Genomic DNA, 20,662 nt, shown 5'->3' on the forward strand with positions numbered 1-20,662 from the left:
TGCCGGTCGGCCAATCCGGCCGACCGGCGCACCAGGCATCGCGCAGGAGGAGCGCCCATGCAACGCTGGCTGCGACTGGCCGAGAGGTATTTCGAGCCGATCATCATCGTGACCAGCCTCGGGGTGGTCATCGTCCTGCTCTTTGCCGATGTGGTCGCGCGTTTTGCCTTCCAGACCTCGGTTCCCTGGGCCGGAGAGGTCGCGCGCTTCGCCTTCGTCTACATGATCTATTTCGGCATCAGCTATGCCATCCGGGAAAAGCGGCACCTGCGCGTCACCATCCTGGTCGACGCGGTGCCGAGCGCGCTGCGCCGCTGGATCATGGCCTTCGCCGAGGCGGTCTTCCTGGCCTATTCCGTCGCCGTCTGCGTGCTGGGCGTTCAGATCACCGCCAATGCCATCGAGCGCGGGCAATCGCTGTCGGCCACGCAATGGCCGACCGGCTGGCTCTATGCCGCGATCATCTTCTCGGGCGCGCTGTCGGCGCTGCGGCTCAGCCATTCTCTGTGGATGATCCTGCGGCACGGCCAGGAACCCCTGCGGGAGAACACTGCGCTTGAGGATGAGGGGATTCAGCGCGAGGGAGCGGGCTCATGACCACCGCCATTCTGTTCGGCAGCTTCGCGGTCCTGCTGCTGGCGGGCGTGCCCATCGGCATCGCCCTCGGCGCGGCCAGCCTGCTTGCCATCGCCTATATCCCCTTCCTCGGCTTCGATTTCTACGCCCTGGGGCTGGTCAGCGGGATCAATTCCTTCACCCTGATCGCCGTGGTCCTCTTCACCCTCGCCGGCAGCGTCATGAGCCGCGGCGGCATCTCGCGCCGGCTGATCGCCGTGGCCGAGGCGTTTTTCGGCAACGCGCCGGGGGGCTTGGGCACCGTTACCATCATGGCCTGCCTGTTCTTCGCGGCCATCTCGGGCACCGGCTCGGCCACGGTCGCGGCCATCGGTCTGGCGATGATCCCTGCGCTGGCGCGGCGCGGCTATGACCGGGCCTATGCCGGGGCCATGGTTGCCTCGGCCGGGGCGCTGGGGGTGATGATCCCGCCCTCGGTGGTGATGATTATCTACGCGGTGACGGCGCAGGTCTCGGTCTCGGCCCTGTTCCTCGCGGGCATCATCCCGGGCATCGTCATCGCCATCGCGCTGATCCTCTACAACATCTACCAGACCCGCAAAGGCGGCTGGGAGGCCAAGGGCGTCGCCGCCACCTGGCGCCAGCGCTGGCAGGCCGTCAACCAGGCCAAACTGGCGTTGCTCATGCCGCTCGTGGTGCTGGGCGGGATCTATGGCGGCATCGTCACGCCGACCGAATCCTCGGCCGTGGCCGTGGTCTATGCGCTGCTCGTCTCGACCTTGGTCTACAAGGAATTGTCCTGGCGCGAGCTTGGCACGATCATGCTGCAATCGGCCCTGCTGGTCAGCGCGGTTCTGGTCATCATCGGCGCCTCGGTCGCCTTCGGCCGGATCATCGCGCTGGAACGCATCCCGCTGGAGCTGTCGCGCTTCGTCCTTGGCATCACCGACAACTGGATCGTCGTGCTGCTGGCCATCCTGGTGCTGCTGCTCATCATCGGCACCTTCCTCGAAACGCTGGCGGCCATCGTCATCCTCACCCCGGTCCTGTTGCCGATGGTGACGCAGCTGGGCATCGACCCGATCCATTTCGGCGTCATCATGATCGTTGCGCTGGCCATCGGCTTCGTGACGCCACCGCTGGGCGCCAACCTGTTCATGGCCTCGCAGGTCGGCGGCATCCCCTTCGACGATCTGGTCAAGCGGATCTTCAAATGGGTGCTGGTGATGACCGCGGCCCTGCTGGTGATCAGCTTCTGGCCGGATCTGTCGCTCATCCTTCCTCGCCTGTTTCTGGGCTACGGGTCATAATCAGGAGTTCCCATGACCATCACCTATCTGAAGACCGCCAAGCCCGCCGCCGAGCGTGCCGAGGATGATGCAAAGGTCCGCTCCACTGTCGAGGCGACACTGCGCGAGATCGAGACCGGCGGCGATGCGGCCATCGCCAGCCTGAGCCAGAAATTCGACGGGGTGAGCCGTCCCTCGTTCCGCCTGACGCCCTCGGAGATCGAGGCGGCGATGTCCCGGGTCAGCACCCGCGACATGGAGGATATCCGCTTCGCCCAGACCCAGATCCGCCGCTTCGCCGAGGCGCAGCGCGCCTCGATGACCGATATCGAGGTCGAGACGATGCCCGGCGTGGTCCTCGGCCACCGCAACATTCCGGTGCAGAGCGTCGGTTGCTATGTGCCCGGCGGCAAGTTCCCGATGGTCGCCTCGGCGCATATGTCGGTGCTGACCGCGACCGTCGCCGGCGTACCGCGGATCGTCGCCAGCGCTCCCCCGGTCAAGGGCGAACCCCATCCCGCCATCGTCGCCGCCATGCATCTGGGCGGCGCGCATGAGATCTACGTGCTGGGCGGCATTCAGGCGGTCGGCGCCATGGCCATCGGCACCGAGACCATCGAGCCGGTGCATATGCTGGTCGGTCCCGGCAACGCCTTCGTGGCCGAGGCCAAGCGCCAGCTCTATGGCCGCGTCGGCATCGACCTGTTTGCCGGGCCGACCGAGACCATGGTCATCGCCGACGACACCGTCGATGCCGAACTGGTGGCGACCGACCTGCTGGGGCAGGCCGAACACGGCTACAACTCGCCCGCTTGCCTGATTACCAACTCCCGTGCGCTGGCCGAAGCCACGCTGGCCGAGATTGACCGCCTTCTGGCCATCCTGCCGACGGCCGAGACCGCCTCGGTCAGCTGGCGCGATTATGGCGAGGTCATCCTCTGTGACAGCCATGACGAGATGCTCGCGGTGGCCAATGACATGGCCTATGAGCATGTGCAGGTGATGACCGACCGCGACGATTGGTATCTGGCGCAGATGCACAGCTACGGCGCGCTGTTCCTCGGTCCGCGCACGAATGTGGCGAATGGCGACAAGGTCATAGGCACCAACCACACCCTGCCGACGAAGAAGGCGGGCCGCTATACCGGCGGGCTCTGGGTCGGCAAGTTCCTGAAAACGCACTCCTACCAGCGCGTCACCAGCGACGAGGCGGCGGCGACCATCGGCGCCTATGGCTCGCGGCTGTGCATGCTGGAAGGCTTCGTCGGCCATGCCGAGCAATGCAACATCCGCGTGCGCCGCTACGGCGGGCGCAATGTCGGCTACGGCATGGCCGCGGAATGAGCCTGCCCCGCACCCCGTCGTTCCGGCTCGAGGGCAGGCGCGCCCTGGTGACCGGCGCCTCCTCCGGCATCGGTCTGGCCTGCGCGAGCGCGCTGGCCGATGCCGGGGCCGAGGTCATGATGGTGGCGCGCGGCGCCGACCGGCTGGAGGAGGCCGCGGCCGAGCTGCGGTCCGGTGGTGCCAAAGTCGGTAGCCGCGCGCTCGACATCGCCGATATACCGGCGCTGCGGGCCTTCGTTGCCGCAGACGGGCCCTTCGACATCCTCGTCAACGCGGCGGGGATGGCGCGGCACGGCGCGGCGCTGGACACGACCGAGGCGGATTTCGACGCCGTCGCGGCGGTCAACATCAAGGCCGCCTATTTCACCGCGCAGGCGGTGGCGCAGGGGCTGATCGCGGCGGGCAAGCCCGGCAGCCTGATCCAGATCTCCAGCCAGATGGGCCATGTCGGCGGCGTGGATCGCGCGGTCTATTGCGCGACCAAGCACGCGGTCGAGGGGATGACCAAGGCCATGGCGATGGAATGGGGGCCGCAGGGTATCCGGGTCAACACGATCTGCCCGACCTTCATCCTGACGCCCCTCACGCAATCGACCTTCGACGATCCCGCCCGCCGCGCCTGGATCGAGGAGAAGATCAAGCTCGGCCGCGTCGGCCGGGTCGAGGACGTGATGGGCGCGGTGCTGTATCTTGCCTCGGACGCGGGTGCGATGGTCACCGGGACGGCGCTGAAGGTCGACGGGGGATGGACGGCAGGATGAGCACCAAGGGTCGCATCACCGCACAGGATGTCGCGCGTCTGGCCGGGGTCAGCCAATCGGCGGTCAGCCGGGTTTTCACGCCGGGCGCCTCGGTCTCGCCCGCGACGGTCGACAGGGTGCGCGCGGCGGCCGACACGCTGGGCTACCGGCCCGATGCGCTGGCCCGCGCCATGATTACCGGCCGCAGCCGGATCATCGGGCTGGTGGTCGCCTATCTGGAGAACCAGTTCTATCCGCTGGCCATCGAGAAGCTGTCCCGCGCCCTGCAGGCGCGCGGCTATCACGTGCTGATCTTCATGGCCGAGAACGCCACGGACAATGTGTCCGAGGTGGTGCGCGAACTGATTGACTACCGTGTTGACGGGATCATCACCGCCTCGGTCTCGCTGTCGAACGAGCTGACCGGACGGCTGGCGGGGCAGGGCATCCCGGTGGTGAATTTCAACCGCGGACAGGAGGATCCCCGCCTGACCGATGTCACCTCGGACAATGTGGCGGGCGGGCGCCGGGCGACCGACTACCTGATCGCCGCAGGACACCGGCGCATCGCCCATATCATGGGCTGGCAGGGCTCCTCGACCGGGCGCGACCGGGCCGAGGGCTTCCGGCAGGCGATGGCGGCGGCGGGGCTGGAACCCGTGGCGATGATCGACGGGATGTACGACCGCGAGGCGACGATCCGGGCCACGCGCGACCTTTTCACCCGCCCGGACCGCCCCGATGCGCTGTTCGTCGGCAACGACCATATGGCTTTCGCGGCGATGGACGAACTGCGCTTCGGGCTGGGCCTCGGCGTTCCGGGCGATGTCTCGGTCATCGGCTATGACGATGTGCCGATGGCCGCCTGGCCCGCCTATGACCTGACCACCATCCGCCAGCCGGTCAACCGCATGGTCCGCGCCACGGTCGAGGCGATCCTCGGCATGATCGAGGGCGATGTCGCCCCCCAGAAAACCCACATCGACGGCCCGCTGGTCGAGCGGGGCTCCGCCCGCCGCCCGGATACCAACCTGAAGGAAGCATCAAGATGACGCCTGCCCAGATGGACGCCCGCATCGTCCGCTACGGGGATCTCAAACCCTGCAAGACCGCCTTCATTGACGCCCATACCCCGGGCAGCGATCAGAAGGAGAATTTCACCATCATCGGCGGCGGCGTGTCCGAAAGCGCCGACCAGCATGTCCATATCACCGAGACGCCGGGCTTCAACATCGGCGCCGCCGGGCAGCCGCCGAAATGCCGCAACAGCCTGCACAGCCATCGCACCGCCGAGGTGTTCTTCGTGCTCAAGGGCCGCTGGCGCTTTTTCTGGGGCCGCTGGGGCAAGGCGGGCGAGGTGGTGCTGGAAGAGGGCGACATCATCAACATCCCGACCGGCATCTTCCGCGGCTTCGAGAATATCGGCACCGATTACGGGATGATCATGGCGGTTCTGGGCGGGGACGACGCCGGTGGCGGCGTGATCTGGGCGCCGCAGGTGATCGAGGATGCGCGCAACCACGGGCTGGTACTGGGCGAGAACGGCAAGCTCTATGACAGCAAGAAGGGTCAGGCCCTGCCTGCGGGCGTCTCGCCCATGCCGCTGCTGAGCGAGGAGCAGTTGAAGGACTTCCCCGAGCTTACCACGGCGCAGGTGCTGCCCGATTATGTCGCCCGCTACTGGGACATGGTGGCGCTGTCCGATCGCCAGCCCTGCAAGGTGCTGGGCGCCGAGGGGCTGTTGCGCGACCGGCCGGGGTTCGAGATCGACTTCCTGACGCGCGGCTCGATCCCCGGGACCGCCTATGCGACCGACCGGCACGAGGTGCTGATGCCGGTGCGCGGGTATTGGCGGATGGATTGGGACGGCGGCAGCACCGTGCTGAACCCGGGCGACACCGCGGCGATCCCTCCGGGCCTGTCGCACAGCCTGACGCCCGCGATGACCGGCGAGGCGGCACTCTACCGGATCCGCAACACCGACGATCCGGCGGGGCTCACCGGGCGCCTGTCGTGACCCGCCGGCCGGTCGGGGGGTGGCGGGCATGACGCCGCTGGTCCTGGTGCCGGGCATGATGTGCGACGCGCGGATGTGGGGGGCGATCCCGTCGGCCCTTGCCCCGCGCGCCGTCCACCACGCGCTGCCCACGGGGGCCGGGACCATCCCCGCTATCGCCGCCGCCCTGCTGCGCGACCTGCCCGAGCGGTTCGCGCTGGCCGGGCTGTCGATGGGCGGCATCGTGGCGATGGAGATGTTGGCGCAGGCACCGGGCCGGATCGAGCGGCTGGCGCTGCTGGACACCAACCCCCTGGCCGAGGTTCCCGAGGTCCGTGCCCGCCGTCTCCCGCAGGTGAACCGGGTCCTCGTCGGAGGGCTGGATGCGGTGATGCAGGACGAGATGATGCCGCATTACCTGGCCGATCCCTCGGACCGTGAGACGCTGGCCCTTTGCCTCGACATGGCGCGCGGCCTGGGGGCGGAGGTCTTCCGCCGCCAGTCGCTGGCCCTGCGCGACCGCGCCGACCGGACCGGGGCGTTGCGCGCCTACCAGGGCCCCGCGCTGGTGTTGACGGGCGAGAGCGACCGGCTCTGCCCGCGCGACCGCCACGACCTGATGCATCGGCTGATGCCGCACTCCCGGCTGGTGATCGTGCCGGGCGCCGGGCATCTGCCGCCGCTGGAACAACCCGCCGCCACGCTTGCGGCACTCAAGGAATGGCTCGAGACATGACACCGACACTTCTGGATCTGCTGCGGCGGGTCGATACCCCCACCGTCTGCAACGCCATCGAGGTGGTGCAGGGCAAGCGTGGTTTCGGGGGCTTCACCCGCGGCACCATGCTTTGTTCCGAGCCCGGGCACAGCGTCGTCGGCTATGCCGTCACCGCGCAGATCGCCGCCCTCGCCCCGCCGAGCGAACCGGCCGAGGTGATCCGCGCCCGGCGCATGGCCTATTACAAGGCGATGCACGATGCGCCCAAGCCTTCGGTCGCGGTGATCGAGGATCTGGATTACCCGGCCTGCATCGGCGCCTATTGGGGCGAGGTCAATACCACGATCCACAAGGGCTTCGGCATGGCGGGGGCGCTGACCAATGGGGTGATGCGCGATCTGGGCGACCTGCCCGCGGGCTTTCCGGTCATCGCCGGCAGCATCGGCCCCAGCCACGGTTTCGTGCATGTCCGCAGTCTGGGCGAGCCGGTCACCGTCTTCGGCCTGCGGGTGGCGCAGGGGGATCTGGTCCATGCCGACCGCCACGGCGCGGTGGTCATTCCGACCGCGGTGATCCCCGGGCTGGAGGCGGGGATCGGGACGCTGCTGGCCTCAGAGAAGCTGATCCTCGACCCGGCGCGCAGGGCCGGTTTCGACTTCGCCGCCTTCGAGAAAGCCTGGACCGCCTTCGAGAACGCGCGCACCTGACGCCTCCACGCGGGGAAGCGGGAGAGCCGGAAGGCTGGGTCGCTCAGGGCGCGCCTTGCCCCCTGGCGGGGGACGCCGGAGGGGGGATGGCGAAGGCCGCATGCCCGCCGGACCCGCTGCGTGGACCCCGCATACCCCGGGGGGCGTTTCGTGAAGGGGCGAGGGCCCGGGCCGGACAAGCCTCAACCGGACCGGCATTGCGGCAGGATGGCGGGGCTGCATCGCAGGCGGCCCGGCCCGACGCGGGGCGTCGCCGGACGACGGACACCGACCGCCTCGCCCGGGCCCGCCTTCTGTCGCCGGTCCATCTGGAGGGGCCGATCCGGCTTGCCTCGTTCGATCTGCCGACGGCGGAGCCGCGCGTCACCCCCAGCGCCCTCCGCCCGCAGACCGGGCGGATCAAGGAGATCCCCGGCCACCGGCTTTTCGCCACTGTGGCCAATCGCCTGCAGCCGAGGCGATGCGCTGCCGCTCCTGATCCTCGGGCGGGGCAGGCTGGCCGCGCAGGCCTTGCACCGTGGCAAAGATCCCCGCCAGCAGCCTGACCCAAGCCCCGACTTGCGGGAAGATCCGGCCGAGCACCCGCATGCCGCTCACCGATCAGAGCGCAGCGGCAGGGATCCTTTACCGCGGGATCGGCATCACAGGCCGTTGCGGGCGGCTCGCGGCAGGGCCGCCGTGCCGCCGCCAGGCGCTGGCAGGATGCCGACGACATGCCCCGCCCCCGCAAAGAGCGGACAGATCAGGGCCAAGATCGTGAAAAGACCCGGAACCGCGTCGCGCATTGCTCCGCCCTGCAGGCCGGGGCCACGCCGGGCGCGGGCGCGGGCTGGCGAGGAGGTCATCCGTCTTGATTGCGGATCGGCAAGGCCGATGTCTGGCGGGGCGGCAGGCTAGTCGATGCCCAGCCGATAGAGCGCGCGCACCGCGGCGGCGTCGTCGATCCGCGCCGCGGCCTCGGCCAGAAGGCCGTCGTAACGCGCCTGCGCCTCGTGCCGGGTATGGGGCCAGTCGCTGCCCCAGACGAAGCGGTCACGGGGCAGAAGCGTCAGAAGCCGGTCGAGATGCGGGCGCGGATCCGCAGCGGCCCGGTAGGGCGCGCTGATCTTGACATGAATCCCCTCGCGCGCAGGCAGCGCCTCCAGCGCGTCGAGCCAGGGCTCGACCGCGGCCTCGGCCCGGGGCAGGCCCAGATGGTCGATCACCACCGGGACCGGCAGCGCGGCCAGCACCGGCAGATACCCGGCCAGCCGCGGGCTTTCCAGCTGAACCTCCAGATGCATGCCCAGATCCCGCAGCAGGGCGACCAGCCGCGAGACCGCTGCCTCGGCGGGATCGGGGAGCTCGGCGCCGGACACCAGATTCCAGCGCAGCCCGGTCACGCCCGACTCGGCCAGCGCCTGCAATTCGGCCTCGTCCACGTCCAGCGCGGTGACGGCAACCCCGGCAAAGCGCCGCCGGTCGAGCCCGGCGAGCGCCCGCAGCAATTGCGAATTGTCGGTGCCGAGGAAGCTGACCTGGACGATCACACCGCCGGCGAGTCCGGCACTGTCCTGACGGGCAAGCCATTGCGCGAGCGACGCTTTTTCAGCCGGCACATAGCGGGCACCGGCCATCGGCAAAAGCTGCTCGTAGACATGCGCATGACAATCGAAACGGATCACGGGGGCCTCTCTTCTTCACTTCTATATAGAACTAGTTGACTGGTGGGGTCAATTGGCCTATCCCGAAACAAGGAGGAGCCCGATGACCGCACCCAGCCCCCAGAGCGACACCCGTCTGCCGGCCTATCTGCGCCTGCGCGACGACATTGCCCGCCGCATCGCCGCCGGGGAATGGGGCCCGGACGACCTGCTGCCTTCCGAAAACAAGCTCTCGGCCCAACACGCGCTGAGCGTGGGCACGGTGCGCAAGGCGATCCAGCAGCTGGTGGACGAGGGGCTTCTGGAACGCCGCCAGGGTTCGGGCACCTTCCTGCGCAAGCCCGCCTTCGACGCCACGCTCTTTCGCTTCTTCCAGGCGCGCGAGGCCGATGGCGCACCCAGCATCCCCTCCAGCCGCCTGATCTCGCGCACCCGTGTCACGGCGCCCGCCGCGGTCGCCGCCGCGCTCGGCACCGGGGACGTGATCCGCATCGAGCGTCTGCGCTGCCTGTCGGAACAGCCCTTTCTGGCCGAGACGCTCTACATCCCCGCCGCCCGCTTCCCCGGCTTCGAGGCCATTCCCGAATCCGAGATCGGGCCGCTGCTCTATCCCGTCTACCTCGACCGGTACGGCGTCTTCGTCGCCCGGGCCGAGGACGAGGTGCGCTTCGGCACTGCCGATGCCGCCACGGCCCGTCGCCTCGGCATCGCCGAGGGCGCGCCCGTCGCGCTGATCGAGCGCCTCGCCTTCGCCATGTCTGGCGAGCCGGTGGAATGGCGCATCGCCTGCGGTCCCGCCGACCGCTTCCGCTACCGCAGCCGCATCGGCTGACGACAGACCATCCAAGGGAGGATACCCGATGAAGACCCTCATGCTCGGCGCTGCGGCGCTGGTTCTCGGCACGACCGTAGCCCAGGCCGACTACCCTGAGCGCCCCATCGAGATCACCGTCCCCGCCCCGGCGGGCGGCGGCACCGACACCAGCGCGCGCATGCTGGCCACGCTGCTGGAGGGCGAGCTGGGCACCTCGATCGCCATCCTGAACGCGGCCGGCGGTGGCGGCTCGGTCGGCGTCACGCAGTTCATGCAGGCGCGCAACGACGGCTATTCGTTGCTGGCCACCTGGAACAGCCCGATCACCACCGTGCCGCAGATGCAGCCCACCGCCTATGCGCCCGACAGCTTCGTGCCGGTCGCCTCGACCTCGCAGACCGCCTACACGCTCTGCGTCGCGCCCGCCTTCCCGGCCGAGACCGGCGAGGAATTCCTGGCCGAGCTGGCCGCCAACCCGGGCCGCTACACCTATGGCAATGACGGGATCGGCGGCACCATGCAGCTGGCGGCCGAGCGCATCTTCCAGGCCCGCGGGATCGAGACCATCGCCGTGCCCTTCGGCGGCGCGGGCGAGACGTTGCAGAACTTCCTCGGCGGTCACGTCGACATCTACGGCGGCTCGATCTCGCCGGTGCTGCCCTATGCCCAATCGGGCGAGGCGAAATGCCTGATCGTCACCTCGGCCGCCGCCGTTCCCGCCCTGCCGCAGGCCTCGGGGCTTGAGGCGCTGGGTCTGGGCGACAAGGAAACGCTGCTGTGGCGCATGGTTCTGGCCCCTGCGGGGACCGATCAGGCCATCGTCGACCGGCTGATCGCGGCGCTGGAAACCACGGTCAATTCGCCCCAATACACCGAGTTCCTGGCGGGCGTGGGCGAAGTCCCGAACGTCGTCACCGGCCCGGCGCTGGGTGAGCGCCTGCAGGGCGAGTTCGACGCGCTGGCCGAGGTCGCGCAGTCGCTGGGCCTCGCCCAATGACCGCGCGCGGGCAGGACATGATCCTTGGCCTGCTGTTCGCAGGCCTCGGATTGGCCGCGGCCTGGCAGGCGACGGGTTACCGTGGTGCCAGCGGAACCTATCCGCAGGTGCTGGGCCTGAGCCTGGCCGGTCTGGGTCTCCTGCTCGCGCTCAAATCCCTGTGGCGCGGGGCCAGGGTGCCGCGCCCTCTGGTCGACCATCCCGGCCGCGTGGCGGTCACCGTGGCAATCGGCGCGGGCTATCTGGCGCTGGTGCCGGTGCTGGGCTTCTACGCCGCCTCGGCGCTGGTCGCGGTGGTGCTGCCGGTGGCGCTGGGGTTCCGGCGCCCGCTCTACACGCTGCTCGCCGCGGCGGGCTTCATGGCCGTCGTCTGGCTGGTCTTCACCGGCCTTCTGGCCAAACCCCTGCCGACCGGCTTCTGGTCGGGCTGGTAAGCGGGAGCGCCTGACATGGACCTTCTGACGCAGATCGCGGGCTCCGTCTTCTCGCTGGGCTCGGTCGCGGCGATGCTGGGTGCCTCGCTGCTGGGCGTGCTGATCGGCGCGCTGCCGGGGCTGAACCCGGTGATGGCCATCGCGCTGCTGTTGCCGCTGACCTATTCGATGGAACCGCTCATCGCCCTCGGCATGGTCGCGGGGATCTATAACGGCTCGATGTACGGCGGGGCGATCCCGGCGATCCTGATGCGCATTCCGGGCACGCCCGCGGCCATCGCCACCACCTTCGACGGCTTCCCGATGACCCAGCGGGGCGAGGCCGCCCGGGCGCTGAAGATCGCCTGCTGGTCCTCGGCCATCGGCGGCACCGCCTCGGCGCTGGCCTTGATGACCATGGGCCCGCTCTTGGCCCGCGCCACGCTGCATTTCGGCCCGGCCGAGTATTTCTGGATCGCCATGTTCGGCATGGCCTCGATCGGCGTTCTGGTCGGGGACGACGCGCTGAAGGGGCTGATGGCGGCGGTGCTGGGCCTGCTTCTGGGCACCGTGGGTCTGGACAATCTGTCAGGCATCCCGCGCTACACCTTCGGCGAGCCTTGGCTGCTGGGGGGCCTCGACCTCGTGGTGATCCTTGTGGGCCTCTATGCCCTGCCGCCGGTGATCGCGCTGGCCGAACAGGCGGACCTGAAGGGCCTGTCGGCCGCGGCGCTGAAACTGGGCCGCGCGCGGCTGGGCTGGGCCGAGATCCGGGGGCTGATCCCGACCTGGCTGCGGTCCTCGTTCATCGGCATTGGCGTGGGCATCCTGCCGGGCGCGGGCGGCAATATCGCGGCCTTCCTCAGCTACAGCGCCGCGAAAAGCGCGAGCCCGGACCCCGACAGCTTCGGCAAGGGCAACCCGCAGGGCGTGGCAGCGGCGGAATGCGGCAACAACGCCGACAACGCCGCCTCGATGATCCCGGCGCTGGCGCTGGGGATCCCGGGGAACGTGGTCGCGGCACTGGTGCTGGGGGCGCTCTTGATCCACGGATTGCAACCGGGGCCGCAACTCTTCCACCAGAACCCGGCGCTGGTCGGCGGCTTCATGGCGCAGATGCTCATCACCTCGCTCCTGATCCTGCTGGTCGGCGGCGCCGCCGCCACCCGGGTATTCGCCCAGGTCCAGCGGCTGCCGGGCGTGCTGATGGTGCCGATGATCCTCGTGCTGATGGCGGTCGGCGTCTATGTCATCAACGGCCGGGTGGTCGATCTGTGGGTGATGTTTGCCGCGGGCCTCGCCGGCTATGTGCTGGAGAAACTGGCCTTCCCGCTGGCGCCGGTGGTGCTGGGCCTGATCCTCGGCCCGATGGCCGAGCAGAGCGTGCGCCGGGCGCTGCTGATAAGCCGGGGCGATGCGACCGAGCTGCTGACGCGCCCGATTTCGGCGGTGATCGCGGTGGCCACGCTGGCGCTGATCCTGTGGCCCATCCTGCGCGCATGGCAACGTCGCCGGCACGGCGCGAAGGCGCCCTGAACAAAAGCGCCCCGGGGATTTCCCGGGGCGTCTTGGTCTCAGCGCATCAGATTGGGCAGGAAGAGCGTGATCTGCGGGAAGCCGATCAGCAGGGCCATGACCACGACCTCGGCCAGCAGGAACCACAACACGCCCCGATAGATCGTCCAGATCGGCACCGAGGGCGTCACGGATTTCACCACGAAGACGTTCATGCCAAGGGGCGGCGTAATCATCCCGATCTCGACGTATTTCACCACGATGATCCCGAACCAGATCAGATCGAGCCCCAGCGCCTTCATCATCGGCAGGAAGACGGGCAGGGTTATCAGCATGATCCCCAGCGGATCGAGGAACATGCCCAGGATCAGGAACACGACCGAGATGGCCAGGATCACCATCAACGGGTCGCCCGCATAGCCGCCGACCATATCGGCCAGCAGGGTCGAGACGCCGGTCAGTGACAGAAGCCGCGTGTACATCACCGCGCCCATGCCGACGAAGAAGATCTGCGCCGTGCCCGACATCGATTCCTTCAGGGAATCGATGAAACTGGTCATGTTGATGCGGCGCTGCAGGATGGCGATCAGCAGGGCCAGCGCGGCGCCGGTGGCGCCTGCCTCGGTGGGCGTGACGATGCCGCCATAAAGCCCGCCGATGATGCCGAGGATCAGCGCGGTGACCGGCCAGACCTCGCGCAACGCCGACAACCGGTCGGCCTTCAGCGTCTGCAATTCCTCGTCCGAGAGCCTCGGCGCCAGCGCCGGGTTCAGCTTGCAGCGGATCACGATCAGCGCGACATAGGCCGCCGCGGTCAGGAATCCCGGCACGATCCCGGCGATCAGGAGGCGCGAGATCGAGACCTCGGCGAAGACGCCATAGAGCACCAGCATGATCGAGGGCGGGATCAGCGCGGCCAGCGTCCCGGCCGAGGCGACGACGCCGGTGGCCAGCGCCCGGTCATAGCCCGCGCGCAGCATCTCGGGGATCGCCAGCCGCCCCATCGCGGCCGAGGAGGCCAGCGACGAGCCGCAGGCCGCCGCGAAGCCGACCGAGGCCATGTTGGCCGCGACCGCCAGCCCGCCGGGCAACGCGCTGAACCACAGCCGCGCGGCGCGGAACAGGGCCGAGGAAATCCCGGAATGGTTGGCAATCGCCCCCATCAGCAGGAACATCGGGATCGCCGTCAGGTCCCAGCTTGCGGCAAAGGCGAAGGGGCTTTCGCGCAGGATCGACAGGGCGATGGGAAAGTTGCGGACATAGGCGAGGCCCAGCACCGAGACCACGCCAAGGGCCACGCCGATCGGCACGCGCAGCGCGATCAGGCCCAGCATGCAGCCCAGGGTTATCAGGCCGAAAGTCAACGGATCCATCAGGCGTTCTCCTTGCCCAGCCGCTGGCCGGTGATCGGATCGGTTCGCGTCAGCCGGGCGGCCAGCCGGAAGATCATGGCCAGCACCATCGCCGCCCCGGCGATGGGCAGGATCCAGCGGGTCGGCCAGATGGGCAGGAAGCCGCCCAGAATCTCCCAGACCTCGCCGCGCCGGGTGCGGGCAAGGGCCGATACCCAGGTCTGCCAGACGAAGGCCGAGACATAGAGGATGACCAGCAGATCGACGAGCACGGCGATGACCGCGCGCATCGGGCCGGGCAGGGCGCTGACGAAGATGTCGGCGGTGACATGTTCGTCGCGCAGCGTCACCCAGGCCAGCGGCAGGAAGGCGACGGCGATCATGTAATAGCTGGCAGTGATCTCGCCGGTGCCGGGCAGCGGCGCGTTGAACAGGGTCCGCGACAGAACGTCGATGGTCACATGCGCCATCATCAGGACGCCGGCCGCCAGCGACACGGCGAAGAGCGCATCGGCGATCTTCGAGATTATTCTATGGAGGGCTTTCATGATCGGCCTTCGGTCCGTCAGAGGGGAATCGGGGGCGCGATACCGCACCCCCGCTCTTGTCTGTCCCGTGGGTCTCAGAGGGTCGAGGGATCGACGTTGGCGAAGACCTCGTCCCAGATGCGCTGGGTCCAGGCGTCCACATCGGTGCCCAGTTCCGCGGTCACCGGGCGCCAGCGATCGACGGCCGCCAGATAGGCGTCGATCAGCGCTTCGGGATCCTCGACGCCCAGCGTCTGGCCCACGCCGATCAGGCGGGCGCGGTCGTGCTCGGCAAAGCCCTCGACCATGGCGCGCAGGTCATCGGCCGGTTCGACCAGTTCGACGCCGTTGACCTGTTGCTGGTTCTCGAAGCTCTCCTGATCGCGCAGCACGTAATTGCCGATCGTGTGCTTGGCGGTGATGAAGGCCGAGGCGCGCATCACGGCGGCCTGTTCCTCGGCCGAGAGGCCGGTGAAGAGGTCGCGGTTCATCAGCAGGCCGACGGCGGGCGCGGCGTTGCCCAACGGCAGGTCGGTGACGTAGCGGGCGTATTCGCCGTAGCCATAGGTCTGCAGCCATTCGCGCGTCGCCATCAGGCAATCGAGGCCGCCGCGCTGCAGAAGGCCCACGGCTTCGGTCAACGTGACGGACATCGGCGTGGCGCCGCCCATCACCGCCATCTCGCCATAACCGCCGGTGGCGCGGACGCGGCGCCCGGACATGTCGGCCAGCGACGCGGTCGGCTGGGTGCACATCAGCCGGTAGGAGGCCGAGGCGAAGCCGCCGAACAGCAGCGCGTTGTTCTCGCGCGCCTCGGTCAGGCAGGAGGGGCAGTGCAGGAACACCGTCTCGGCCGCCGCCGCCGCCACCGCCATCGGGTCATCGCCCGGCACGACGATGGAATAAAGCAGCGTCAGCGAGGGCATGGCCTCGGGCGTGTAGACCGGGATCTGCAGGCCGCCCTGCATCAGGTCGTCAGTCACCGCCGCCAGCGTGCCGCGGCCATCGGCCAGCTGGCCGCCCGCGATCAGTTCCCATTGCAAAGCGCCGCCGGTGGCCTCGGACATCATGGCGAAGGCCTCGGGCAGGGTGTCGGTGTTCAGGTAATCCGACGCGGGCGGCCAGGAGCCGTAGATCGGCGTCTGGGCCAGCGCGCCCGAGGCCATCAGGCCCAGGGCGGCGGTGGTCAGGGTCAGGGTCTTCATGGTCATTTACTCCTCCCAGTAAATCGCGCCGACGTGGCGCTGGACGAATGGTCTGTCAGGCTGCGGTCAACCGGGCGGGCAGGCTGTGATAGCCGCGCAGCCAGTTGATGTGCACATTCTCGGGTTTGCCGGTCAGCTCGATCCGCGAAACCTTGCGGGCCAGCGCGCCCAGCACCGATTCCGCCTCCAGCCGCGCGACCATCTGGCCGACGCAGCCATGGATGCCGGTGCCGAAGGCCAGATGCCCCACGGTGCGGCGGCTGATGTCATAGGTGTCGGGATCGTCCCAGCGCTCGGGGTCGCGGTTGGCGGCAGCCAGCCACATCATCACCTTCTCCTCGCCGCCCAGTTGGACGCCGGCCAGTTCGGTCGGGCCGCTGGTGGTGCGGCCGATGACCGGCGAGGGCGCGAACCAGCGCAGCCCCTCCTCGAAGGCGGCGCGGGCCAACGTCGGATCGGCGCGCAGCTTGGCCCATTCGCTGGGGTGCTCGATCAGCGCCTTCATGGCGATTCCGATGCCGAAGACCGTGGTGTCGATGCCCGCCGAGATGAAGGCGCGAACCAGCATGCCCGCATCCTCGGCGCTGATCTCGCCGCGGTGGACATAGGAATAGATCTCTTCGCCAAAGCCGCCCGGGACAAGGTTTTCCTCGGCCATCTGGGCCGCGACATATTCGAAGGTGCCCTGTTCCTCGACCACCTTGCGGGCCGCGTAATAGAGGTCGTTCTTCGGGCCCATCGCGTTGAAATTCAACTCGGAATAGGGCATCAGATGATGCCGCCCGCTGGGTTGCAGGCCCACCGCGTCGGGCAGCACCTTGAACGGGAAGGCGAAGGCCAGCTCGCTTGCCAGATCGACCTCGCCGCCGCGTTCCAGCAGCGCATCGACGATCCGCTCGGCCTCGGCCCGGAAATCATCGGCCATCTTGCGCAGCGCGGCGGGCGACAGGACGCGGGCCAGCACCTTGCGGTTGGGCGTGTGGACCGGCGGATCGGCCTCCAGAATGACCGAGGGTTTGCGCCAGGGCTCGTCACGCACGACATTGGTCAGGCCCGTGCCGAAGGCCGAGGAGAAGCGGCGCCAATCCTCGAAGACCTCGCGCACGACCTTGTCCCGGCCGGTGATCCAGAAGCCGTATTTCGGCACCCAGGCCACGGGACCGGCTGCGCGGATCGCCTCGTCCAGGGCGATGGGGTTGTCCATGCTTTCCCGGCTGAACGGGTCGATGTCCAGAATGGGCCGGTCGAGCGAGTCGCTTGCGGGCATGGGGTCTCCTCCTCCGTTGCTAGTTTAATTAGCAACTCATTTAATTTGCAAGTGGATTGTATCTTTGGAAACAGTTCACCGTCTGGCGGCGGCCTGAAGCCAGAGCGACACGGCCACGGCGCCCGGATCGGGATGGCCCAGAACCCGGTCGCCGACATAGCTGGAGCGTCCGCGGCGGGGCTTCATCGCCTTGGTCGCCTCGGCTCCCTGAAGGGCGGCGGCGGCGGCGGCGCTCAGGCGTTCGGCCGGGTCGCCGCCCCGCGCCATCGCCGCAACGGCCGGGGCCAGCGCATCCACCATGGTCCGGTCGCCGGGGGCCGCGCCGCCCAGCTCGCAAAGCGCTGCCACACCCTGGGCGAAGGCTTCGGCCAACAATGTGCCAGCCTCACCCTCGGTCACTTCCAGCGCATTCGCGACGCCGAAGGCGAGGATGGCGTAGAGCGGGCCCGAGGTGCCGCCGGTCGAACGGCGCACCACCGCGCCGACATGGCGCCAGAAGGTGGCGCCGGTCAGCCCCTCCAGCGTGGCGCGTTCGGCCAGCAGCGCCTCGGCCCCGCCGGCCAGCGAGCGGCCGATATCGCCGTCGCCGACGATCTGGTCCATGCGCGTGAGTTCAGGTTCGGCGGCAATCAGCGCCTCGCACCCCGCGACCAGCGCGGCCATCACGGCGGGATCGGCGTGGCCCGTCGCGGTGACGGGTTCGGCCACCGCCGGGGCGGGCAGGGTCATCCCCTGACGCAGACCCGGCAGGGTCCAGGCCGGAGCCTCGGCCGGGGCGTCCAGCGCTGCCAGCCTGTCATCGTCCAGCGCCATCAGCGAGAGAGAGACGCCCGCCATGTCGATGGCGGTAAGGTAGGTGCCCGACCAGACCCGCGCGACCTCCAGCCCCAGCCCTGCGCAGGCCGCCAGCGCGTCGCCCGCGACGATGGAAATCTCCATCGGCGGGGTGGAGCCGAGGTTGTTGACCAACAGCGCCACGCGATCCCCGGCCTTCAGCCCGCGATCCCGGGCGATGGTGCCGATCAGCGCCTCGGCCAGATGGGCGGCAGGGCGCAGGGCCTCGCGGCTGAGGCCTGCCTCGCCGTGGATGCCGAGGCCCAGCTCGATCTCGTCATGCGCCAGCTCGAAATTCGGGGTCCCGGCGGCGGGGACGATGCAGGGGCTGAGTGCCACACCCATCGAGCCGGTGGCGGCCACCGCGGCCTCGGCCCGCGCCTTGACCTCGGCCAGCGGCAGCCCGGCTTCGGCCGCGGCACCGGCGATCTTGTGGACCAGCACGGTTCCGGCGATGCCGCGCCGCCCGGCGGTCTTTTCCGCCGATCCCAGCGCCGCGTCGTCATCGACGATCACCACCTCGCAGGCGATCCCCTCGCCCCGGGCGATCTGCGCCGCCAGACCGAAGTTCAGCCGGTCGCCGGTGTAGTTCTTGACGATCAGCAACACGCCGCCGGGGCCCGCCACCGCGCGGATCGCCGTCAGCACCGCATCGGTCGAGGGCGAGGCGAAGACATCGCCCGCCACCGCCGCCGTCAGCATCCCGCGCCCGACATAGCCCGCGTGGGCCGGTTCATGCCCCGAGCCGCCACCCGAAATCAACGCGACCTTGCCCGAGGCGCGCAGCACTTCCAGATCCGCGCGGACAACGATGGTCGTCCCCTCGATCAGCCGCAATCCGTTCGAGGTCGCGACCAGCCCGGCCAGCGCCTGCGGCACGACATCCTTCACCTCGTTGATAAGCTTTTTCATCGCGGCTCCCCTCCCGGTTTGCAATTAAACAAGTTGCTGGCTAGACAGGCCCCAGTCGCAGGAGGCCCTGGCATGAACGATCCCGACCTCATCACCGAAAGCGGTCTTTCGGTGCAGGCGGGGCGCTATGCGCCCTATTATCTGTCGGTGCTGAACAACCGCCTCGCCTGGGGCGCGTCGCAGCTGTACCTGCATCTCTTCGACATCGGTCTGAACGAATGGCGCATCCTCTCGGCCCTGCGCAACGAGCCCGGCATCCAGGCCCTGCGGGTGGGCGAGATGGTGGCGATGAACAAATCCGTCGTCAGCCGCTCGACCCGGCGGCTGGAGGATCTGGGCTATGTCGTGGCCCGGCTGGACCGCGCGCGGCGCCTGTTGTGGCTGACGCAGGCGGGGGCCGAGCTGCATGACAAGATCATCGCCATCGCCCTGCAACGCGAGGCGGCGCTGCTCGACGGGCTGGACGAGGCCGAGCTGGACCGGCTTTTCGCGCTGATGGAACGGCTGCGCGAGAACCTCGCCAAGGTCGATGCCGTCGACCGCGCGCTGATGGGCCGCGACTGACGCTGGGCTCAGGGCAGGGCTGTTCACTGCTGGGTTTCCGGCAGATGGACCACCAGCCCGTCCAGGTCAGGCTCCAGTTCGATCTGGCATCCCAGGCGGCTGCGCGCGTCAATCGGCGCGGCGGCGCAGTCGAGCATCGCTTCTTCCATGTCCTGCATCGGTGGCAGCCTGTCGGCGAAGTCCGGGTCGATATGGACATGGCAGGTGGCGCACATCGCCGAGCCCCCGCATTCGCCGATGATCCCGGCAACGCCGTTCTGGACGGCCGCCTGCATGATGCTGGTGCCTGCCGGAACCGACAGCTCGGTGCGGCGCCCCTCGGCGCTGACAAAGGTTAGATTGACCATGCGGGACACTCCTCTCACGCGGTTCATAATACAACCAGTTTAATTTGCAACTCGATTTGTGAGGGAAGAGGCCGGGCTCGACGGCCCGTTTCAGGCGTCGCCGCCGCCCCTCGTTTGCGCGCCGGTCGGCGGCGGACCGGGCAAGCGGCCCCTAACGACCGCGGAATTCGAAGGAGAAATCGCGCTGCGCGCCCGGGGGAGGGGCGGGGAAGGGCGCGGCACGACGGAGGTGATCCAGCGCGGCCTGATCGAGGTCGGCGCTGCCCGAGGACCGGGCCAGCGCGGCGGAGGCCAGACGGCCATCCGCGGCGATGGTGAAGACCACGGTGGCCGCCCCCCGCGCCCGAACCCGCGCCTGCCGCACGCGCTGGATCTGACGCATGACCTCGCCGGGATAGGAGGAGACCGCAGCAGTCCCGGGGGCGCTGGCCCGGGTGGCGGCTTGGGTCTCGGCCTGTCCCCGGGCGCCATCGGCGCTGCCGCGGCGGGCGGAGCGGTCGCTGTCGCCGCCCGTTTGTGCGCGCCGCGCGGGGCGCGCCGCGCGGTCCGGGCGTCGTTGCGGGCGGGGCGTATCGGCGTCGGCGGTCAGGACGGCGATGGCGCTTTCGGCCGGTGGGGAAGGGGCGGGTGTCGTCCCTGTCGGGGATGGCGCGCTGGCGGCCATGTCGGGGACCGTGGGCACAGCGCCCCGCGCGAAATCGCGAAAATCGCTGCCGAGCGCTGCCGGGACCGCTGCGCCGCCTCCGGCGATTGCCACCTCGACGTCCGGCGGCGCCAGCGTGACCAGTACCGCGCCATGGGCGAGGAGCGACAGAACCCCTGCCAGCGCAATGCCCTTCCAGCCGGGCCCGGTGGCCATGGCCTGACGCGACAGCCTCATGCGGCGCGCCTCCGGTCGGATG

The 20,662-nt window shown here is 69.1% G+C and carries 21 protein-coding genes; 13 read left to right on the top strand and 8 right to left on the bottom strand.

What is annotated here, in order from left to right; all coding sequences use genetic code 11:
* The first annotated feature begins 57 nt into the window (after positions 1-57).
* Genes DDE23_RS09110 through DDE23_RS09145 form a run of 8 tightly spaced genes read left to right on the top strand, consistent with a single transcriptional unit; the run spans position 58 to position 7,370 of the window.
* Complete coding sequence (locus DDE23_RS09110) at positions 58-597, top strand: TRAP transporter small permease (RefSeq protein ID WP_107750971.1); 540 nt, start codon at positions 58-60, stop codon at positions 595-597.
* The gene (locus DDE23_RS09115) at positions 594-1,886 is read left to right on the top strand and encodes a TRAP transporter large permease (RefSeq protein ID WP_107750972.1); all 1,293 of its coding nucleotides are present in this window, start codon (positions 594-596) and stop codon (positions 1,884-1,886) included. The genes DDE23_RS09110 and DDE23_RS09115 overlap by 4 nt, the downstream gene beginning before the upstream one ends.
* 12 nt (positions 1,887-1,898) lie before the next feature.
* Positions 1,899-3,209, top strand: coding sequence for a histidinol dehydrogenase (gene hisD / locus DDE23_RS09120; protein WP_107750973.1), 1,311 nt, complete (start codon positions 1,899-1,901; stop codon positions 3,207-3,209).
* Entirely contained in the window at positions 3,206-3,970 is a 765-nt protein-coding gene (locus tag DDE23_RS09125) for an SDR family NAD(P)-dependent oxidoreductase (RefSeq protein WP_107750974.1), read from the top strand. Before hisD ends, DDE23_RS09125 begins: the two co-directional genes overlap by 4 nt.
* On the top strand, positions 3,967-5,001 hold the full coding sequence (locus DDE23_RS09130; RefSeq protein WP_107750975.1) for a LacI family DNA-binding transcriptional regulator: 1,035 nt from the start codon (positions 3,967-3,969) through the stop codon (positions 4,999-5,001). The genes DDE23_RS09125 and DDE23_RS09130 overlap by 4 nt, the downstream gene beginning before the upstream one ends.
* A complete protein-coding gene (locus DDE23_RS09135; protein WP_170121799.1) occupies positions 4,998-5,966 on the top strand; it encodes a cupin domain-containing protein in 969 nt (322 codons plus the stop codon). The genes DDE23_RS09130 and DDE23_RS09135 overlap by 4 nt, the downstream gene beginning before the upstream one ends.
* Before the next feature lie 28 nt (positions 5,967-5,994).
* Positions 5,995-6,681: an alpha/beta fold hydrolase gene (locus DDE23_RS09140; protein ID WP_107750977.1), complete on the top strand. Its 687-nt coding sequence runs from the start codon at positions 5,995-5,997 to the stop codon at positions 6,679-6,681.
* Positions 6,678-7,370, top strand: coding sequence for an RraA family protein (locus tag DDE23_RS09145; RefSeq protein ID WP_107750978.1), 693 nt, complete (start codon positions 6,678-6,680; stop codon positions 7,368-7,370). Before DDE23_RS09140 ends, DDE23_RS09145 begins: the two co-directional genes overlap by 4 nt.
* A gap of 893 nt (positions 7,371-8,263) precedes the next feature.
* Here the strand turns inward: DDE23_RS09145 and DDE23_RS09150 are convergent.
* A complete protein-coding gene (locus DDE23_RS09150) occupies positions 8,264-9,034 on the bottom strand; it encodes an amidohydrolase family protein (protein ID WP_107750979.1) in 771 nt (256 codons plus the stop codon).
* Positions 9,035-9,116: 82 nt separating this feature from the next.
* Between DDE23_RS09150 and DDE23_RS09155 the strand changes: the two genes are divergently transcribed.
* From DDE23_RS09155 to DDE23_RS09170, 4 genes are read left to right on the top strand one after another with little or no spacing between them, the layout of a single operon-like run.
* Positions 9,117-9,845 (top strand): GntR family transcriptional regulator, encoded by a 729-nt coding sequence (locus tag DDE23_RS09155; RefSeq protein ID WP_107750980.1) that lies wholly within the window; start codon positions 9,117-9,119, stop codon positions 9,843-9,845.
* Positions 9,846-9,873: 28 nt separating this feature from the next.
* A complete protein-coding gene (locus tag DDE23_RS09160) occupies positions 9,874-10,824 on the top strand; it encodes a tripartite tricarboxylate transporter substrate binding protein (RefSeq protein WP_107750981.1) in 951 nt (316 codons plus the stop codon).
* Positions 10,821-11,258, top strand: a complete 438-nt coding sequence (locus tag DDE23_RS09165) for a tripartite tricarboxylate transporter TctB family protein (protein WP_107750982.1) — start codon at positions 10,821-10,823, stop codon at positions 11,256-11,258. The genes DDE23_RS09160 and DDE23_RS09165 overlap by 4 nt, the downstream gene beginning before the upstream one ends.
* Positions 11,259-11,273: 15 nt before the next feature.
* Positions 11,274-12,773 carry a tripartite tricarboxylate transporter permease gene (locus DDE23_RS09170; protein ID WP_107750983.1) on the top strand — a complete coding sequence of 500 codons (1,500 nt, stop codon included), beginning with the start codon at positions 11,274-11,276 and terminating at the stop codon, positions 12,771-12,773.
* Positions 12,774-12,811: 38 nt separating this feature from the next.
* Here DDE23_RS09170 and DDE23_RS09175 read toward each other — a convergent pair whose 3' ends face one another.
* The 5 genes from DDE23_RS09175 to DDE23_RS09195 all read right to left on the bottom strand — a co-directional run bounded on the left by DDE23_RS09175 (position 12,812) and on the right by DDE23_RS09195 (position 18,849).
* Complete coding sequence (locus DDE23_RS09175) at positions 12,812-14,125, bottom strand: TRAP transporter large permease (RefSeq protein ID WP_107750984.1); 1,314 nt, start codon at positions 14,123-14,125, stop codon at positions 12,812-12,814.
* The gene (locus DDE23_RS09180) at positions 14,125-14,652 is read right to left on the bottom strand and encodes a TRAP transporter small permease (RefSeq protein WP_107750985.1); all 528 of its coding nucleotides are present in this window, start codon (positions 14,650-14,652) and stop codon (positions 14,125-14,127) included. Before DDE23_RS09180 ends, DDE23_RS09175 begins: the two co-directional genes overlap by 1 nt.
* A 74-nt stretch (positions 14,653-14,726) precedes the next feature.
* Positions 14,727-15,842 (bottom strand): type 2 periplasmic-binding domain-containing protein, encoded by a 1,116-nt coding sequence (locus DDE23_RS09185; RefSeq protein WP_107750986.1) that lies wholly within the window; start codon positions 15,840-15,842, stop codon positions 14,727-14,729.
* A gap of 49 nt (positions 15,843-15,891) precedes the next feature.
* Positions 15,892-17,103 (bottom strand): cytochrome P450, encoded by a 1,212-nt coding sequence (locus DDE23_RS09190; protein WP_107750987.1) that lies wholly within the window; start codon positions 17,101-17,103, stop codon positions 15,892-15,894.
* Positions 17,104-17,178: 75 nt separating this feature from the next.
* Positions 17,179-18,849, bottom strand: coding sequence for a dihydroxyacetone kinase family protein (locus DDE23_RS09195; RefSeq protein ID WP_107750988.1), 1,671 nt, complete (start codon positions 18,847-18,849; stop codon positions 17,179-17,181).
* Positions 18,850-18,921: 72 nt separating this feature from the next.
* Between DDE23_RS09195 and DDE23_RS09200 the strand changes: the two genes are divergently transcribed.
* A complete protein-coding gene (locus DDE23_RS09200) occupies positions 18,922-19,413 on the top strand; it encodes a MarR family winged helix-turn-helix transcriptional regulator (protein WP_107750989.1) in 492 nt (163 codons plus the stop codon).
* A gap of 23 nt (positions 19,414-19,436) precedes the next feature.
* Here the strand turns inward: DDE23_RS09200 and DDE23_RS09205 are convergent, their stop codons facing one another.
* Both DDE23_RS09205 and DDE23_RS09210 read right to left on the bottom strand, forming a co-directional pair.
* Positions 19,437-19,760: a 2Fe-2S iron-sulfur cluster-binding protein gene (locus tag DDE23_RS09205; RefSeq protein ID WP_107750990.1), complete on the bottom strand. Its 324-nt coding sequence runs from the start codon at positions 19,758-19,760 to the stop codon at positions 19,437-19,439.
* Positions 19,761-19,911: 151 nt separating this feature from the next.
* Positions 19,912-20,640 carry an energy transducer TonB gene (locus DDE23_RS09210; protein ID WP_238149941.1) on the bottom strand — a complete coding sequence of 243 codons (729 nt, stop codon included), beginning with the start codon at positions 20,638-20,640 and terminating at the stop codon, positions 19,912-19,914.
* Between the last annotated feature and the right edge of the window lie 22 nt (positions 20,641-20,662).

The organism is Pararhodobacter aggregans (assembly GCF_003075525.1).
GTDB classification, from domain to species: Bacteria; Pseudomonadota; Alphaproteobacteria; order Rhodobacterales; family Rhodobacteraceae; genus Pararhodobacter; species Pararhodobacter aggregans.